The organism is Celeribacter sp. PS-C1 (genome assembly GCF_019429625.1).
Lineage (GTDB): Bacteria > Pseudomonadota > Alphaproteobacteria > Rhodobacterales > Rhodobacteraceae > Celeribacter.
The window spans coordinates 26897-44057 of sequence record NZ_JAHXRW010000015.1; the positions used below are offsets into that span (position 1 = coordinate 26897).

Below are 17161 nucleotides of genomic sequence, written 5' to 3' on the forward strand. Positions count from 1 at the left end.
TTAGCTCCCATATGAGGCCAAAATCACGGTTGATCCCCGCGATGTCTGGCCTTTCGGGCCTTCTGATAACGATGTTGGGCCAAAGTGCAAGCCGCGAGGCGGCATGATCGGCCCCTGTGGCTCAATGAGGGCGCTGAGAAACGGGCCGGGCGGGCGGATTTCGCCGGTTTTGCCTTCGCATATTGGTAAATCCTGCCCTTTAGGCTAGGCTCACGAATCAAGAGAAAAGAGATGTTCCCGCGGATGAGCCTTGTGCGCTTCGCCCTTGAGGATAAAGGAAGTTTCGAGTTTCCTTTTCCAAAGACGGGGCGGCATGAAAACGCAGGCGGGGCGTTGAGACAAAGACTGAGCAGAGTGTGAGTAGACGGCAATGAGCGAGATTTCCGATTTCGAAGCCCGGATCACGGCGGCGCTGGAGCGGATCGGGCGCGCGGTGGCAGTGGCCGAAGAGCGCGCCGAGGCGGCCACAGAAGCGGCCAGTGAAGCCCCCGTTGGCGGAATCGCCAGCGAGGCGGCCGAGGCCGAGATCGCCCGTCTGCACGATGCCCTGGAGGAAGAGAAATCGGCCAACAGCCAGCTTGAAGAACGGGTGAAGGCGATTCACGATCGTCAGGAAAGCCATGTTGCCGCCCTTGAGGACGAGGTCGAGACGCTTCGCCGACAGCTGATGGATCATGACCGCGAGATGCAAAAGCTGCGCCATGTGAACACCCAGCTGCGCGACAACAACGCGGCGCTGCGGGCGGCCAATGCCGAAGGTGTCGGGGATGCCGGTCTGATTGACGCGGGGCTTCATGCGGAAGTTGAGGCGCTGCGCGTTGCGCGTGCATCCGATGTCACCGAGCTGGATGCAATCCTGACCGAACTGCGCGCTGTTGTGTCGCGCCACGGGACCGAAGCGCCCGCTGTGCCGGGGGCAGACCAACGCCCGCGCGAGGAGTATTAAGCGATGCCCGAAGTGAAAATCTCCATCGGTGGCCGTGAATTCGATGTGGCCTGTCAGGCTGGCGAAGAGCATTTCCTGAAATCCGCAGCCGAACTTTTGGACAATGAGGCCTCTGTGCTTTCGAGTCAGATTGGGCGCCTGCCGGCTGAGCGGATGCTTTTGATGGCAGGCTTGATGCTTGCGGATAAGACCGCGGGTATGGAAGAGCAGATGCGCAGCCTTGAAGCCAAGCTTGGTGCGCAGGAAGCCTTGATCGAGGAAATGCGCGCGCGTCCCGAGCCGGAGCCGCAAAAGGTCGAGGTGCCTGTGGTGCCCAACGAGGTTATGGACACACTGGCCGAAATGGCGGCACGGACCGAGGCGATGGCGGCGGCCTTCGAAGAGCGTCTGGGTGTGACGGATAGTTTCGAGGCCTAAGGGCCCAAGCATAAGACAGCAGAAAGGCGCACCGAAGTGCGCCTTTTGTATTTGAGGCCGTCGGACAGAAATGTTGGGCCGAAATCAGGCGTTCGCTGCGCGAATCTGGTCGGCTTTTTCGGTGTCGAAAGCAACACCTTTGTCCGCCAACATCTGGTCCAGCTCGCCAGAGAGCGTCATTTCGATCACGATGTCACAACCGCCGATGAATTCACCTTTAACGTAAAGCTGCGGGATGGTCGGCCAGTCGGAGAAGTCTTTGATGCCCTGGCGGATCTCCTGATCTGCCAGCACGTTCACGTCGAGATATTCGACGCCCATGAAGTTCAGGATGCCCGCCACTTTCGACGAGAACCCGCATTGCGGCATCTGCGAGGTGCCTTTCATGAAGAGCACGACATCATTGTCGTCGACGGTTTTCTGGATGGTTTCCTGAGCGGACATATGCGTTTTCCTTTGGTCGTCAGTGCATTCTGCGCCGACATGAGAATTAAGGCTCCGGCGCGAACGGCCAGTAAGCGGTGCGTTTAGTCGGGGGCGCGGGTGGTCAAAGCCAACGCGTGCAATTCGCCGCTGTCGAGCTTTTCCTTCAGCGTCGCATTCACGGCGCGTTGTTGCTGCACCCGGTTCATGCCTTTGAACGAAGCGTCGATCACTTCGGCGGCGAAATGCTGACCGTCATCTCCCTGAACGATGATCTGGGCGTCTGGAAAGCCTTCGCGGATCAGGTGTTCGATATCGGTGGCGGTGATGGCCATGTAGGGCGCTCCTTGGTTGGTCGTCGGAATGAAATGTAAGGGTTGCCGCGCGGGCCTGCAAGCGTTCAGGCGCGGCTGTGCTGTGCAAGCGCGCTCAGGAACTGCTCGTAGTCTGATGCAAGCGTGGGCGTGTCGTCCCAAAGACGCGCGCATTTGCGCAAGAGGCGCTGGCGCTCGGCCTCCAAGGTGTCATTCAGCGCGAGGCTTTCGGCCTCGATCAACTGTTTCATGCGCTCGTGAAGGGGTTTGAGCCGCTCGAAATCCCGGATCATGGCGGGCAAAAGTGTCGGATCATGGCGCCAGCTTTCGCCGTTGAACCGCATTTGCGTGACGCGTTGCCCGGCGCCTGCGCAGTCATAAAGCACACAGCCATGATTGCCGATCTCGTCGAGCTGATCGTGGCACGAACAGAGATGCCCATCAAGATTGGGGCAGGGCGTGCCCGCCGGTTTGTCGAAGGAAAACAGATCGCCCTTGTCGAGCGTCAGCCCAACGCAGCAGAGCGCTGCGCATTGGGAACAATCGGAGGTGAGGTCGGGCAGGTCGATCATAAAGCCTTCTTAACGTAAAAGGCCCGCCAGAGCAGCGGGCCTTTTTGAGTATTTTTTCCAAGAAGAAGTTTAGCCGAAAATCTCGCCGAAAGTGCCGCGATAGAGGGCGGAAAGCTCGGAGAGCGGCGCGCTAGAGCTGCCGAAGCTGACCGTGTCACCGGCGAATTTGCCGACGGTGGCCAGCGGCACACCGGCTTGGGCCGCGGCGGCCATGAGAGCTTCGGCTTGGTCGAAGGAGCAGGCGACGAGGTAGCGGGCCTGATCTTCGCCAAAGAGCGTTGCTGTGTCGCCGCTGTCGAGATGGACGCCGACGCCAGCCTCTTCGGCCATTTCAAAGGCAGCAAGAGCCAGGCCGCCATCAGAAAGATCGGTCACGGCGTTGAACAGCGCACCGTTGGCGCGGATGAACTCGCCGTTGCGTTTTTCGGCGGCCAAATCCACATGCGGGGCATCGCCATCTTGGCGGTTGAACACCTCGTAGAGCAGGGCGGATTGACCCAGAAGACCTTCGGTTTCGCCGATCAGCACAGCGACGTCGCCGTCCTGCGCCAGACCGGAGATCAGATCGTCCTCAGAGGCGATGAGGCCCACGGCACCGATGGTCGGGGTCGGCAGGATGCCTTCGCCGTCGGTCTCGTTGTAGAGCGAGACGTTGCCCGACACGATCGGCATGTCGAGGAAGGCAACCGCTTGGCCGATGCCGTCCAGAGCGCCGACGAATTGGCCCATGATTTCAGGCTTTTCGGGATTTCCGAAGTTCAGGTTGTCGGTGGTCGCGAGAGGTTTCGCGCCGACAGCGGAAAGGTTGCGGTAGGCTTCGGCGACGGCTTGTTTGCCGCCCTCAATGGGGTTCGCCTTGACGTAGCGCGGGGTCACGTCGGAGGTGAAGGCCAGCATTTTGCCGGTGTCATGCACGCGGATCACCCCCGCGCCGAGGCCCGGTTTGCGCACCGTGTCGGCCATGACTTGGGTGTCGTATTGCTCGTAGACCCAGGCTTTGGAGGCGTAGTTCGGCGAAGAGATCAGGCCTTTGAGGCCGTCGATGCCGTCGATCTGGGGCACGTCGGCGACTTGCTCTGCGACAGGTGTCGGCACCCACGGACGGTCGTATTCCGGCGCGGAGGAGGCCAGCGTCGAGAGTGGGAGATCGGCCATACAGGTGCCGTTGTGCATGATGAGGAAGCGGTCCTCGGAGATGGTTTCGCCGACGATGGCGAAATCCAGATCCCACTTCTCGAAAACGGCGCGGGCCTCGGCCTCTTTCTCGGGCTTCAGAACCATGAGCATCCGTTCCTGAGACTCGGAGAGCATCATCTCATAGGCGGTCATGTTCTCTTCGCGCTGCGGCACGTTTTCGAGATCAAGGCGAATGCCGAGTTTGCCCTTGTCGCCCATTTCGACGGCGGAACATGTCAGGCCAGCGGCGCCCATGTCCTGGATCGAGATCACGGCGCCGGTGGCCATCAACTCAAGGGTGGCTTCCATCAGGCATTTCTCGGTGAACGGGTCACCAACCTGAACGGTGGGGCGTTTGTCCTCGATGGTGTCGTCGAATTCTGCAGACGCCATGGTCGCGCCACCGACGCCATCGCGGCCGGTTTTTGCGCCGAGGTAGACGACGGGCATGCCGACGCCAGAGGCCGCCGAGTAGAAGATTTTGTCGGTTTCGGCCAGACCCGCCGCAAAGGCGTTCACAAGGCAGTTGCCGTTATAGGCCTCATGGAACCGAACTTCGCCGCCCACGGTTGGCACGCCGAAACAGTTGCCGTAGCCGCCGACGCCTTCGACGACGCCATGGACGAGCTGTTTGGTTTTCTTGTGATCTTTGACGCCGAAGGACAGTGAGTTCATCGCCGCAATGGGGCGTGCACCCATTGTGAAGACGTCGCGCAGAATGCCGCCCACGCCGGTGGCAGCACCTTGATAGGGCTCGATGTAGGAGGGGTGGTTGTGGCTTTCCATTTTGAAGACCACGCATTGCCCATCGCCGATGTCGACGATGCCTGCGTTTTCGCCCGGGCCACAGATGACTTGCGGGCCAGAGGTCGGCAGGCCGCGCAGGTGTTTCTTGGAGGACTTATAAGAACAGTGCTCGTTCCACATCGCGGAAAAGATGCCAAGCTCCGTGAAGGTCGGCTCCCGGTTCAGAATACGCAGGATCTCGGCGTATTCGTCGGGTTTGAGGCCATGGGCGGCGATGATCTCTTCGGTGATGGCGGGCTCGGTCATGTGGGTCCCCTAAACGGCAGCTTCGCTTTGGCGTCCTCTTAGGCTGTTTGTGGCTTTGGGGAAAGAGGGAATGGCGCTGAAAGGCCTTGAAATCAGGGGCCGGGGGCGAAGCTGAAGGAAAAGAGGGAGGCTCTGAAAACCGCATTGGGGGCGTTTCGCGCGTTGCGACCGAAATTGGGGAGCGGATTTATAGCGCAGACGAAAAAAAAGGCCGAGCAAAGCTCGGCCTAAGTCCAACAGGGAGGTAAAACCGCCGCGAGTTTCCTCAATTGGCGGCCTCAGTGCTGCATTTAGGGGCAGTTTATGAATCGTTCAAGGGATTTTCTGCGATTGCAGTGCAATGCTGTCATGCAGAAATCGCATAGCCAGAAGGGCATACCCCAACTCGCGGTCAAGAGACGGTGGACATTGGTCCTTGGGTTTAGGCGTTCTCGTCCTCGTCGCGCATGTTGCGACGGTGGGCGTTGATTTCTTCGGTGATGAAATCGCGGAACACTTCGATCCGTTTCGAATGCCGCAGTTCTTCGGGGTAGGCGAGGAACACGGGCACTTCGCCACTCTCCAGATTGGGCAGCACCCGCACCAGATGCGGCGCGCTTTCGACAAGGTAATCGGGCAGAACACCGATGCCGAGATGGTTCAACACAGCCTGAAGCACGCCGAAGTAGTTGTTCACGAACAACTTGGATCGAATGTCATGTTCGTTGAGCTCTTCAACCAGACGCGCCCCGGCGGCGACCTGATGTGCATTCGGGTTCTGACAGATCAGACGATGGGTCGAGAGATCGTCGACACTCGCGGGGGTGCCGTGCTTATCGAGATATTCCTGAGTGGCGAACAGGCGCATGCGAATGTTCATCAGGCGCTTGCGAATGAGATCGGCCTGCGACGGCTCTTTCATCCGAATGGCAACGTCCGCCTCACGCATCGGCAGGTCGAGCACGCGCTCTTCGAGCATCAGGTCGATCTTGAGGTCAGGGTATTTGTCATAGAGCTTGGACAGGCGTGGCGCGAGCCAGAGCGTGCCAAAGCCGGTCGCCGAGGTGACGCGCAGCTCGCCATAAACCTCTTCTTCGCTGTCGCGAATGCGCGCGGCGGCGGCGTCGAGACGTTTCGCCATAGAGCGGGTGGCCTCAAAGAGCAATTCGCCCTGTTCGGTGAGAATCAACCCGCGGGCATGGCGGTGGAACAGGGTGGTGGAGAGCGATTCTTCCAGCGCGCGGATCTGGCGCGACACGGCGGATTGGCTCAAATGCAGGGTATCCCCGGCATGAGTCAGCGATCCAGCATCTGCAACCGCGTGGAAAATTCTCAGTTTGTCCCAGTCCATACCCGTCACCTGCTTCGATCTACCGTCACTTTACACAATATAGGGGCTGACGGCGCGTTTTGGCCGCTTCTTTCGTTTTTTTTGCTCAGACCGCAAGTGAAATGCTTTGCGCCAACACAAATTACCGTAGGAAAGTTGAGCATTTGCAAATTTTTCAGGCGATGTTTCCGTTTGGCTTTGGCTTGGCCTTGATGCGGATTTTTCATATCGTTTTCGTGACGATCGGGGAGGATCGGGAGATGTATCTCAAAGATCATGGCGTAGCCCGCTTGCCGGGAAAATTAGGGCTCCGTTCCGGTGCTTTTGACGCCGGACGGGCCGCGCGCGACATCTCCTATGCGAGTTCGGCCGCGACACGGTCAGGGCGCGTTCTGATCCGTTTGATGGAGAACGCCACCGGGCGTCTGGGCGTGATCCGCCGCGCCAAAGGCTATGACGCGGAGGTGGCCGCAGGGCGTGATTTCTGGGCGGTGATGGCCGAGCGTTATGGGCTAAGCCTAGAGGTGATCCGGGGCAGTCTTGCCGATATTCCAGCAGAAGGCCCGCTGATCGTGGTGGCCAACCATCCCTATGGCATCCTCGATGGGCTGATGCTGGGGCATATCCTGTCGCTGGCACGTGGGGATTTTCGCATTCTGGCGCATCGCGTGTTCAAGAAGGCGGAGGACATCGACCGGGTGATCCTGCCGATTTCTTTCGAGGAGACCAAAGAGGCGGTGGCGCTCAACCTAGAGACCCGCAAGGAGGCGCTGCGCTATCTGGCAGACGGCGGTTGTATCGGCATTTTTCCGGGGGGCACAGTATCGACCTCCGCCAAGCCTTTGGGACAACCTCTCGACCCCGGTTGGCGGGCGTTCACCGCGAAAATGGTGGCGAAATCCGGCGCCACGGTAGTGCCGATCTATTTCGACGGGGCCAATTCGCGCCTGTTTCAACTGGCGAGCCATGTGCATGCGACTTTGCGGATGGGGTTGTTGATCCGGGAATTCCGCCGCAACCTCGGCACGCCGGTGCGGGTGGCCATTGGCGATCCCATCGGGCCGGAGCGTCTGGCCGAATTCCGGGGGGATGCGAAAAAGTTGATGGATTTTCTGCGCGCCGAGACCTATTCACTATCGTCAAAGCCTTTGGTGAAGGCCGGGCTGGGCTTTGAATTCGAAGCGAAACATGGCGCAAAGGTCCGACAGGGCCTGAAGGATCGGTATTGAGATGGCAGTCGGTATTTTTGACAGTGGTTTGGGCGGGTTGACGGTCTATGACGCGGTGTCGAAACGTCTGCCCGACGTGCCGCTCGTCTATTTCGGTGACAATGCGCATGCGCCTTACGGGGTGCGGACGGCGGATGATATTTACGACCTGACCACGACGGCGGTGGAGCGGCTTTGGGAGGCGGGCTGCGATCTCGTTATTCTCGCCTGTAACACTGCCTCTGCGGCGGCGTTGCGGCGGATGCAGGAAAGCTGGATCCCGCGCGAGAAACGCGTCTTGGGAGTTTTTGTGCCGTTGATCGAGGCGCTGACGGAACGGCAATGGGGCGACAACTCGCCGCCACGCGAAGTCGATGTGAAACATGTGGCGCTGTTTGCGACGCCTGCGACCGTGGCGTCCCGGGCGTTTCAACGCGAGCTGGCGTTCCGCGCCATCGGTGTCGATGTCGAGGCGCAGGCCTGTGGCGGTGTGGTCGACGCGATTGAAGACGGCGATATGATCCTCGCTGACGCTCTAGTGCGCTCGCATGTTGACGCACTCAAACGCAAGATGCCGACGCCGGACGCGGCCATTCTGGGCTGCACCCACTATCCGATGATGGAAGAGGTGTTTCAGGATGCGCTCGGCTCGGACGTGAAAGTGTTCAGCCAAGCCAATCTGGTGGCCTCTTCTCTCGACGACTACCTGAAACGTCATCCGCAGATGGTAGGGCCGGGCACCGAGTCGATGTTTCTGACCACGGGCGATCCGGTCAAAGTGTCACGCGGGGCGACGCAGTTTTTGCGACGAAAAGTCGAGTTCATCAAAGCGTGATCGGCCCATTGCCCTGCGCCCACCCGTCGCAATTGCGATAAAATCAGAATTCTTCTAAATTGAGGGCCTTCGATGCGGATGGTGCAGCGGGGCCGATATGAAAGACGACCGACATGACCTATAAAATCGCCATTCTTGGAGCCTCCGGCTATACGGGCGCCGAACTTGTCCGCCTGATCGCGACCCATCCTATGATGGAGATCGTGGCGCTTTCGGGTGACCGCAAGGCGGGCATGGAAATGAGCGAGGTCTATCCGCACCTGCGCCACATGGACCTGCCGGCGCTCTGCAAGATTGAGGACATTGATTTCGCGAGCATCGATCTGGCGTTTTGCGCATTGCCGCATGCGACCTCGCAAGCGGTGATTAAGGATTTGCCATCGACGACGAAAGTGGTGGACCTGTCCGCCGACTTCCGTCTGCGCGATCCGGCGGAATATGAAAAATGGTACGGCAAGCCGCATTCGGCGGTCGAGATTCAGAAAGAGGCTGTCTATGGCCTGACTGAATTCTACCGCGAAGACATCAAAGCCGCGCGTCTGGTCGCTGGTACGGGTTGTAACGCAGCAACGGGGCAATTCGTCTTGCGGCCCCTGATTGCTGCGGGCGTGATTGACCTCGACCAGATCATTCTCGATCTCAAGGTGGCCGTGTCGGGCGCCGGACGGTCGTTGAAAGAACATCTCTTGTACGGCGAGCTGGAAGACAACGCCTTTGGCTATTCCGTGGGCGGCAAGCACCGGCATTTGGGGGAATTCGATCAGGAATTCTCTAAAGTTGCGGGCCGTGACGTCCGCATCCAGTTTACGCCGCATCTCGTGCCCGCAACTCGCGGTATCCTCGCCACCGCCTATGTGCAGGGTGAGGCCTCAGCCGTGCATTACGCGCTGGCCGACGCCTATATGAACGAGCCCTTCATCCAAGTGCTGCCCTATGGCCAAGTGCCCGCGATGAAGCAGGTGCGCGGCTCGAATTTCTGTCACATCGGCGTGGTGGAAGACCGCATTCCGGGCCGCACGATTGTGATCGCGGCTCTTGATAATCTGACCAAAGGCTCGTCCGGTCAGGCGATCCAGAACGCCAACCTGATGCTGGGGCTCGACGAGACCACGGGTCTCATGAACGTGCCTATGTATCCGTAACCTATCCGTAATTCAGGGACCTGAGGAGGAGACCCCATGGCCGGTTTAAAAAACCTTAAAAAGAAACGCCGCGTTCAGGTGTTCGCCATCGCCGCCGTGGCGCTGTTGGTCTCCGTCTCCCTCATTGGCTACGCGTTTCGTGATGGCATCAACCTTTACCGTGACCCGTCGAAAGTCGTTGCCGAACCGCCGCGCGAGGGTGAGATTTTCCGTCTTGGCGGTCTGGTCGCGGACGGCACTCTGGTGCGCGGCGAAGGCACCTATGTGACCTTCTCTGTGACCGACGGCGCGGAAACCATCCCGGTCACTTTCGAAGGCGTTCTGCCGGATTTGTTTGGCGAAAACCAAGGCATGATCGGAACCGGATCGATGGTCGGCGGCACATTTGTGGCGACCGAAATTCTGGCGAAACACGACGAGACCTATATGCCGAAAGAGGTGATGGACAGCCTTAAGGAAACCGGTGTTTATAAAGAACCGGAGAGCTAAGGTTCTCTGAATAAAACGTAAATCGGGACGCGCGCGGTGATTTCCACGCGCGTTAACCTTTTTGCGTCAGCTTCAACTCATCAATTTGGTGGGATTGAGGCAGATGAAAACAGTACAGCAAATCGCGATGGAGATCGTCGCCCGCGAGGGCGGCTACGTCAACGATCCGGATGATCCGGGTGGGGCCACGAAATATGGGGTCACGCTGGGGACGATGCAGCGTCTTGGGATTGATCTGGACGGCAATGGCCGCGTGAGCGAGGTCGACGTCAAACGGCTGACCCGGGCCAAAGCGCGCGACATCTTCATTGAGCATTACTTTCACAGACCCCGTATCGACGAGTTGCCGCCGGTGCTGCAGGCTTCCGTGTTCGACATGTATGTCAACGCGGGCGCCAATGCGGTGCGGATTTTGCAGCGGCTTTTGAACGAGATGGGGCAACGCATCGCCATCGACGGCAGCATCGGGCCGCAGACGATTGAGGCGTCCTTTATCGCGCAATCGCTGGCTCCGGCCTATCTGGCGGATGCTTACGGCATTGCGCGGCGCAACTACTATTACGCACTGGCGGATCGCCGTCCGAGTTCGCGCAAATATGCCCGGCGGCGGGATGGCGGCAAGGGCGGCTGGATCACCCGCGCCGAAGAGTTCATTTCCCCGCGCTATCACCTGACGGAGGCCGAGCATGCCGCCCGGGTGGCGACATGGGGTTGATCGGCAAAGTGTTCGAACTGCTCTTTGGCGACGGGCGCAATGTGATCCGGGACACGGCGGAGGTGTTTTTCGAGAACTCGGAGAATTCCGCCGACCGGGAGGCCAAGACACGCGCGGCGGCTTTGCAGCAATTCGCCTCCGAATTCGCGATGGAGCGCAAAGGCTATTTCGACCGCTTCATGGATGCGCTCAATCGCGTACCGCGTCCGCTGATGGCTTTTGGCACCATAGGTCTTTGCATTTCGGCCATGGTCGATCCGATCTGGTTCGCGTCTCGGATGCAGGGCGTCGCGCTTGTCCCGGAGCCTTTGTGGTGGCTGTTGGGCACCATCGTGTCGTTCTATTTCGGGGCGCGCTATCAGGTGAAGTCGCAGGAATTTCAACGCTCTGTCGCAGCGACCGTGGCGCAGGCGCCGAAGGTGACGGCCAATATCGCCGCGCTCAAGGCGCTGGAGGTCGGGGCCAGTGGCGCCGGTGTGCCGGGGGCGACAACCTGGGATGCAGCGCCGGTGGAGCCCAGCGAGGTGCCGGGCGCAGAGGCGCCAAACCCCGCGCTTTTGGCATGGAGAGAGGGCCGTGATGAGTGATGTGCTGGTGCGCGCCCTGTCTGAGCATGGGCCCTGGGTCTTGATGGTGTTCTTTCTGCTCTACCGCGATCTGCAAAAGGATCAGGCGACCCGCGCGGTGCTCGACAAGAACACGCAGATCCTCGTGGAAATGACCACAATGATCCGCGAACGGCTGCCACGAGGATGAGGAGATGACGGAGATGGCGCTTCTCATGAGGTGGATTTGGCAGAAATTACGGGAGCTTTGGCTCGGCGAGGCGCTGAGCAAGGCTTTGAAACGGAACCGGGAGGCGGCGGCCGCTTTGGACGCTGTCGTCAAGGAGATGTTGGAACAATGAAACAGGTGATGACACTTTACGGTCTCGTCTTGGCGGCGGCCGGGATGGCGGTGGCGGCCCTCGGGCCAGAGCAAGCGCTGTTGCTGGCCTATGGGGCGATCTCGCTCATGGCCTTGATGATCTCGGCCACATTCCTCTGGCTGTGGCAGGTGCGGGCGACACCTTTGGCCTTGGGCATGTCTTTGTCCTGGGCGGGATCGGGTCTGACGATCGGCTGGTGGTGGGCCATGCAGATCGCGCAGAGCCCCGTTTGGGGCATGGAGGCGGCGATGATTTTCGTGTTTCTGTCCTTGTTGATCGCGGGAGCGGTGCTTCACTTTTCGGTGATTCAGGGCAGCTTCGGCCTCTCGGGGCTGAGTTTCCTATGGCCGGTTATGGGCGCGTTGCTTGTCTCTTTTGGGGTCCTGTTGGTGCTGTAAAGCGCGCGGGGTGGTGGGAAGAGACGGGGAAGGGGGCCGCACTGGCCCCTTTTCCTTTACGTCCTGCCTTATGCTCCGGCCCTACGACCTTCGTTCATTTCCTTGCGACATCCGCGCGCAGCCCATTGGCGCAGCCTCTCCAACCGGCTAGAACTAAGCCCAACAGGGAGGCGCCTATGCTTGTAGAACTCGGACATTTCGCTCTGGTCATGGCCTTTATCGTGGCCATCGCCCAAACCGTTTTGCCGCTTTGGGGCGCGCAAGCCCGCAACCGGGCGCTGATGGCTGTGGGCGAACCTGCGGCGATGATCCAACTCGTGCTGATCGCCTTTTCCTTTGGCGCGCTGACCTATGCTTTCGTGACCTCGGATTTTTCGCTCAAAGTCGTGGTCGACAACTCTCATACGCTCAAACCGATGCTCTACAAGGTCTCCGGCGTTTGGGGCAATCATGAGGGCTCGATGCTATTGTGGGTGTTGATCCTCGCGTTGTTTGGTGGGGCTGCGGCGCTTTTCGGCCAGAATATTCCCGCCACGCTCCGCGCTCGTGTGATCGGCATTCAAGGCTCCATCGGCGTCGCGTTTCTGGCCTTTATCCTCTTCACGTCAAACCCGTTTTTGCGCCTGGCCATGCCGCCGATGGATGGGCAAGACCTCAACCCTCTGTTGCAAGACCCCGGTCTCGCCTTCCACCCGCCGTTCCTTTACCTTGGCTACGTCGGCCTCTCGATGACCTTCTCCTTCGCTGTCGCCGCCCTGCTTGAGGGGCGTGTCGACGCCGCTTGGGGACGATGGGTGCGGCCCTGGACTTTGGCGGCATGGGTGTTCCTGACTATCGGCATCGGGCTTGGTTCCTGGTGGGCCTATTACGAGCTGGGTTGGGGCGGCTTCTGGTTCTGGGATCCGGTCGAAAACGCTTCCTTCATGCCTTGGCTCTTCGCCGCCGCGCTTTTGCATTCCGCCATCGTGGTCGAGAAACGTGAGACGCTCAAAAGCTGGACCATCCTACTGGCCATCATGGCCTTCGGGTTTTCGCTCATTGGCACCTTCCTCGTGCGCTCGGGCGTGATCACTTCCGTCCACGCTTTCGCCAACGATCCGGAACGTGGCATTTTCATCCTTTTGATCCTCGCGATCTTCATGGGCGGCGCACTCACGCTGTTCTCTTTCCGCGCGGGCGTCATGCAGGCCAAGGGCGTCTTTTCCGTCGTCTCGCGTGAAAGCGCCTTGGTGATCAACAACATCCTTCTGGCCGTGTCGTCGCTTGTGGTCTTCATCGGCACCATCTGGCCGCTGGTGGCCGAAGCCTTTTGGGACCGCAAACTCTCCGTCGGCCCACCGTTTTTCGATGCCGCCTTCACGCCCTTCTTCGTGGTGCTGGCAGTGCTCTTGCCGATCGGGGCGATCCTGCCGTGGAAGCGCGCGCGTCTCGGCGTGACCGTCAAGAAACTCACCCCGTCGATTATCCTAGCCGTCGCGGTCATGGGGCTCGTCTGGTCGATGCAGACCGAGAAATCTCTGCTGGGTCCCATTGGCCTCGCGCTTGGCACATGGCTCGTGGCGGGGGCAATCCAGGACATTCTCCTGCGTACCGGCAAGACCATGAACCTTGGCCGTCTTACCCGTCTGCCGCGCGCCGACTGGGGCCGCCTTCTGGCCCATGGCGGCCTTGGCATCACTATGGCGGGCATCGCGGGCCTCACCGCTTGGACGGTCGAAGACATCCGCGTTGTGCAGGTCGGCGAGACCTTTGACGTGGCGGGCTACACCATCGCGCTCGAAGATGTCGAACGCGCCCAAGGCCCGAACTACATCACCACAATGGCCTCTTTGGCGGTGTTCCAAGGCGTCCGGAAAATCGCCACGCTGCATCCTGAAAAACGCTCCTATCCGGTGGCGCAAATGCCGACCACCGAGGCAGGGATCGACAACGGGTTCCTGCGCGACGTCTACCTTGTGATCGGCGATGTGCAATCCAACGGCGGATGGGCCGTGCGCACCTATATCAAGCCGTTGGCGAACTGGATTTGGGGCGGCACGATCATTATGGCCATTGGCGGTTTCCTGTCGCTCTCTGACCGCCGCTACCGCGTTGCTGCGGGCGCGCGCAAAGCCGAAACCGCGCCCAAGGGAGTGCCCGCAGAATGAAATACCTGCTCCTCGTCCTTGCCCTTCTAACCGCTACGCCAACGTTTGCGGTGCAACCCGACGAAGTCCTCCCGGACGCCGCGCTTGAAACGCGCGCGCGTGACATTTCGCAAGGCTTGCGCTGCCTCGTCTGTCGCAATGAAAATATCGACGAATCCAACGCAGAGCTTGCCAAAGACCTGCGCCTTCTGGTGCGCGAACGTCTTGTGGCGGGGGACACGAACGACGAAGTGGTAGACTATGTGGTAGATCGCTACGGCGAATTCGTCTTGTTGAAACCGACGCTCACGGGCGCCAACAAACTCCTGTGGATCGCCGGGCCTGTCATGCTGATCCTTGCGCTGATCATCGGCCTCACCTTCATCCAACGCCGTGGGAAGGAACCCGAGGTCGCCGATCTGACCGAGGACGAAGAGGCCCGCCTCGCGCGGCTGATGAACGACTAAGGTCTTCATTGCAGCTCAAATACTCACGAAACCCCGCCGCTGGACAGACCACGGCGGGTTTTCTATATCTGTCCCCACGGTCCACAGTTCACCGAGTCGCTGCCAGCCTATTCATAGGCCATGCTGAACCTGCTTTGACATCTCACCATCTGGTATTTCCGCGCGTCACACCCCGCGTGGCAAGGGCAGCTCCCCGCAAGACAAGAGACGCGATCAACGGAGAAAACCGATGACTCGTGAGTGTATTTCCCTCACCCTTCCCGATGTGTCCGCCTTTGCGCGCGCATTGAAATCTGAATTTGGCGATGCCAATTCCGAGGCCCCCGGCCATCAAAGCCTGCTGAATGCCATTGCGCGGGCAGGCGGTTATCGCAATTTTCAGCACCTCAAAGCCACCCAGACCGGCGCCGATCCTGTGACGCCCGCCGAAGGCCGCGCTGTCACGCGGGCCATGGCACGGTTCGATGAGGCGGGGCTTATGACTTCATGGTCGACGAAGCGCAAAGTGCGGCAACATTGCCTCTGGGCGCTTTGGGCGCAGGTGCCCGCGCGCAAAGAGTTCACTGAGCGTGAAATCTCGACGCTCTTCGACAGTATGACGGCATTTCGAGACCCCGCCCAAATCCGGCGCTCTCTGATCGAGGACGGGTTGTTGGAGCGCAATCTTGATGGGTCGATCTATCGCCGCCTCGAGGCTGAGCCGGACGAGACCGCCAAAGCCGTGATCCGCGCCGTCAAACGTCGTCGCGACGTGAACCCGGATGTGCCAGAGCGCGCCTCTGCAGTTTTGGGCCTGTAAACGTCACTGCAAACAGTCAAGTGACGGGGCGTCTCTCTTCCTTTCCGCGTGGGTCTCACTATCTTGAGGACACCGTAGAGGGAGAGAGACGCATGCAGTATGAGACCATCCGCTTTGAGCAAGCCCATGACGTCGCCGTTGTGACGCTCAACCGTCCGGAGGTGATGAATGCGCTCAACACGCAGATGCGCGCCGAAATCACCCATGCGGTGCGCGATGCCTCGAAATCTGCCCGCGTGATCGTGTTGACCGGCGAAGGCCGCGCTTTTTGTTCGGGGCAGGATCTCGGCGATGGCGTTGATGCCGCCACCGCCGATCTCGAACGCACTCTCCGCGATGAATACGAACCCATGGTGCATGCAATCCACGACAGCCCGGTGCCGACGATTGCCGCCGTCAATGGCACGGCCGCGGGGGCGGGGGCCTCTTTGGCGCTGTCTTGCGATGTGGTGATCGCCGCACAATCCGCCGTCTTCCTTCAGGCCTTCTCCCGCATCGGTCTCATCCCTGACGCGGGCGGCACCTATATGTTGCCGCGTCTCGTCGGGCTGGCCCGCGCCATGGGCGCCTCGCTCTTCGCCGATGAAATCACCGCCGCGCAGGCCGCGCAGTGGGGCATGATCTATGAGGCCGTCGAGGATGCCGATTTCGAGGCCCATTGGCGCGCGCGGGCGGGGTATCTCGCCAAAGGTCCGACGGTCTCCTATCGCCATCTCAAAGACGCCATGCACGCCTCCTATGACAACACGCTCAAGGATCAGCTGGCGCTTGAGGCCAAGCTGCAGAATCGCTGCGGTCAGACCCGTGATTTCAAAGAGGGCGTCATGGCTTTCCTCGAGAAACGCAAGCCGCACTACGAGGGTCGCTAAACCTCTGAGAGGTTCGCGATCACCTGTGACATCAGCGTGGTGAACTCCGTGCGCTGCTGTTCGCTCATGCCTCGGGTCGCCAGATTATTGACCTCTGTTGCGGCCTCAATCGCGGGTTCTCTCAGCCCCCACGCGCGCTCCGTCAGCCAGACGGTCTGCACCCGCGCATCAGCCTCATGTGAGCGCCGGATCACCAAGCCGTCGCGCTCCATCCGGGACAGTGTATTGGCCATCGTCGCCTGCTCGACACCCAGTTCCTGAACCAGCTCGCGCTGCGTCTGTCCTTCTTTCTCCCATAGCGCCAGCATCACCGGAAAGGTCCCCGTGGAGAGGCCTAGAGGTTTGATTCGCTCCTGAATGGCGCGGATAAAGAGTCGGGCCATGTGGTTTACCTGATAGCCTTCGGACTGGGCCCGGGAAAATTTCGCTGAGAAGTTTGGGTCTGTCATGCGACTTGTTTTTCATAATATAGCTTGCTATGCAAATATATATAGCAAGCTATCTAAGTGGAGACTCACCATGCTGCCCAAAATTCACGCCGCGTTCGGAGCGGCAGCTCTTCTAATCATCGCGACCTTCTGGACCGCCACCGTCACCACCATTGTGATCGGCGATAAATACCTGATTGCCATGGCGAAACTCGGCATCGCCTGGGGCCTCTTGGCGCTTATTCCGGTGCTGATCCTCACCGGTGTCTCGGGTTCCCGCCTCCGTCAAACCATGCGCGGGGCTCTGGTTGGCGCTAAACAAAAGCGGATGAAGATCATCGCCTTCAACGGCATCGTCTTCCTCGTGCCCTCCGCGCTGATCCTCCTGCCGCTCGCGATGCAGGGGCAGGGCGGTCAGCTCTATTGGGCCATCCAGACCGTCGAGCTTTTGGCCGGTGCCACCAATTTGACGCTTCTGGGCCTCAACATGCGCGAAGGTCTGCGCCTCTCGCGCCGCCGCATGGTTGCGGCGTAACTCGTGTCCTTC

General features: G+C 60.0%; 22 protein-coding genes. 16 read left to right on the plus strand and 6 right to left on the minus strand.

Going from position 1 to position 17161, the window contains the following annotated elements; genetic code table 11:
- Positions 1–370: 370 nt before the first annotated feature.
- Positions 371–946, plus strand: a complete 576-nt coding sequence (locus J5Y17_RS17030; protein WP_219786909.1) for a hypothetical protein — start codon at positions 371–373, stop codon at positions 944–946.
- 3 nt (positions 947–949) lie between these two features.
- Entirely contained in the window at positions 950–1363 is a 414-nt protein-coding gene (locus tag J5Y17_RS17035) for a cell division protein ZapA (protein ID WP_219786918.1), read from the plus strand.
- 84 nt (positions 1364–1447) lie between these two features.
- On the opposite strand, the gene grxD is transcribed toward J5Y17_RS17035, so the two are convergent.
- The 5 genes from grxD to J5Y17_RS17060 all read right to left on the minus strand — a co-directional run bounded on the left by grxD (position 1448) and on the right by J5Y17_RS17060 (position 6231).
- Positions 1448–1807 (minus strand): Grx4 family monothiol glutaredoxin, encoded by a 360-nt coding sequence (gene grxD / locus J5Y17_RS17040; RefSeq protein WP_219786919.1) that lies wholly within the window; start codon positions 1805–1807, stop codon positions 1448–1450.
- An 83-nt stretch (positions 1808–1890) separates the two neighbouring features.
- The gene (locus J5Y17_RS17045) at positions 1891–2121 is read right to left on the minus strand and encodes a BolA family protein (RefSeq protein WP_219786921.1); all 231 of its coding nucleotides are present in this window, start codon (positions 2119–2121) and stop codon (positions 1891–1893) included.
- Positions 2122–2186: 65 nt separating this feature from the next.
- On the minus strand, positions 2187–2672 hold the full coding sequence (locus J5Y17_RS17050; protein ID WP_219786923.1) for a hypothetical protein: 486 nt from the start codon (positions 2670–2672) through the stop codon (positions 2187–2189).
- Between the two features lie 69 nt (positions 2673–2741).
- Positions 2742–4901: a phosphoribosylformylglycinamidine synthase subunit PurL gene (gene purL, locus J5Y17_RS17055; RefSeq protein ID WP_219786925.1), complete on the minus strand. Its 2160-nt coding sequence runs from the start codon at positions 4899–4901 to the stop codon at positions 2742–2744.
- A 421-nt stretch (positions 4902–5322) separates the two neighbouring features.
- On the minus strand, positions 5323–6231 hold the full coding sequence (locus J5Y17_RS17060; protein ID WP_219786926.1) for a LysR family transcriptional regulator: 909 nt from the start codon (positions 6229–6231) through the stop codon (positions 5323–5325).
- A gap of 239 nt (positions 6232–6470) precedes the next feature.
- Between J5Y17_RS17060 and J5Y17_RS17065 the strand changes: the two genes are divergently transcribed.
- The 13 genes from J5Y17_RS17065 (at position 6471) to J5Y17_RS17125 (ending at position 16186) form a co-directional block, all read left to right on the plus strand.
- On the plus strand, positions 6471–7439 hold the full coding sequence (locus tag J5Y17_RS17065) for a lysophospholipid acyltransferase family protein (RefSeq protein ID WP_219786929.1): 969 nt from the start codon (positions 6471–6473) through the stop codon (positions 7437–7439).
- Position 7440: 1 nt separating this feature from the next.
- Entirely contained in the window at positions 7441–8253 is an 813-nt protein-coding gene (locus J5Y17_RS17070) for a glutamate racemase (protein WP_219786931.1), read from the plus strand.
- A gap of 113 nt (positions 8254–8366) precedes the next feature.
- On the plus strand, positions 8367–9395 hold the full coding sequence (gene argC / locus J5Y17_RS17075; RefSeq protein WP_219786933.1) for an N-acetyl-gamma-glutamyl-phosphate reductase: 1029 nt from the start codon (positions 8367–8369) through the stop codon (positions 9393–9395).
- Between the two features lie 36 nt (positions 9396–9431).
- Positions 9432–9884, plus strand: a complete 453-nt coding sequence (gene ccmE / locus J5Y17_RS17080; RefSeq protein ID WP_219786939.1) for a cytochrome c maturation protein CcmE — start codon at positions 9432–9434, stop codon at positions 9882–9884.
- Between the two features lie 103 nt (positions 9885–9987).
- The gene (locus J5Y17_RS17085) at positions 9988–10599 is read left to right on the plus strand and encodes a holin-associated N-acetylmuramidase (RefSeq protein WP_219786941.1); all 612 of its coding nucleotides are present in this window, start codon (positions 9988–9990) and stop codon (positions 10597–10599) included.
- Positions 10590–11186 (plus strand): holin family protein, encoded by a 597-nt coding sequence (locus J5Y17_RS17090; protein ID WP_219786943.1) that lies wholly within the window; start codon positions 10590–10592, stop codon positions 11184–11186. The genes J5Y17_RS17085 and J5Y17_RS17090 overlap by 10 nt, the downstream gene beginning before the upstream one ends.
- Positions 11179–11355 carry a hypothetical protein gene (locus tag J5Y17_RS17095; RefSeq protein WP_255572186.1) on the plus strand — a complete coding sequence of 59 codons (177 nt, stop codon included), beginning with the start codon at positions 11179–11181 and terminating at the stop codon, positions 11353–11355. Before J5Y17_RS17090 ends, J5Y17_RS17095 begins: the two co-directional genes overlap by 8 nt.
- A gap of 4 nt (positions 11356–11359) precedes the next feature.
- Positions 11360–11506, plus strand: coding sequence for a hypothetical protein (locus J5Y17_RS17100; RefSeq protein ID WP_219786946.1), 147 nt, complete (start codon positions 11360–11362; stop codon positions 11504–11506).
- A complete protein-coding gene (locus J5Y17_RS17105) occupies positions 11503–11925 on the plus strand; it encodes a hypothetical protein (protein ID WP_219786948.1) in 423 nt (140 codons plus the stop codon). Before J5Y17_RS17100 ends, J5Y17_RS17105 begins: the two co-directional genes overlap by 4 nt.
- Positions 11926–12101: 176 nt before the next feature.
- Positions 12102–14072, plus strand: a complete 1971-nt coding sequence (locus J5Y17_RS17110) for a heme lyase CcmF/NrfE family subunit (RefSeq protein ID WP_219786949.1) — start codon at positions 12102–12104, stop codon at positions 14070–14072.
- Positions 14069–14518 carry a cytochrome c-type biogenesis protein gene (locus J5Y17_RS17115; protein WP_219786951.1) on the plus strand — a complete coding sequence of 150 codons (450 nt, stop codon included), beginning with the start codon at positions 14069–14071 and terminating at the stop codon, positions 14516–14518. The genes J5Y17_RS17110 and J5Y17_RS17115 overlap by 4 nt, the downstream gene beginning before the upstream one ends.
- Positions 14519–14747: 229 nt before the next feature.
- Positions 14748–15317 (plus strand): DUF2087 domain-containing protein, encoded by a 570-nt coding sequence (locus J5Y17_RS17120; protein WP_219786954.1) that lies wholly within the window; start codon positions 14748–14750, stop codon positions 15315–15317.
- Between the two features lie 92 nt (positions 15318–15409).
- The gene (locus J5Y17_RS17125; RefSeq protein WP_219786956.1) at positions 15410–16186 is read left to right on the plus strand and encodes an enoyl-CoA hydratase-related protein; all 777 of its coding nucleotides are present in this window, start codon (positions 15410–15412) and stop codon (positions 16184–16186) included.
- Here the strand turns inward: J5Y17_RS17125 and J5Y17_RS17130 are convergent.
- Entirely contained in the window at positions 16183–16569 is a 387-nt protein-coding gene (locus J5Y17_RS17130) for a MarR family winged helix-turn-helix transcriptional regulator (RefSeq protein ID WP_255572190.1), read from the minus strand. The two genes, J5Y17_RS17125 and J5Y17_RS17130, sit on opposite strands and share 4 nt — an antisense overlap.
- A 136-nt stretch (positions 16570–16705) precedes the next feature.
- On the opposite strand from J5Y17_RS17130, the gene J5Y17_RS17135 reads away from it, so the two are divergent.
- Positions 16706–17149: a hypothetical protein gene (locus J5Y17_RS17135; RefSeq protein ID WP_219786960.1), complete on the plus strand. Its 444-nt coding sequence runs from the start codon at positions 16706–16708 to the stop codon at positions 17147–17149.
- Positions 17150–17161 lie beyond the last annotated feature (12 nt).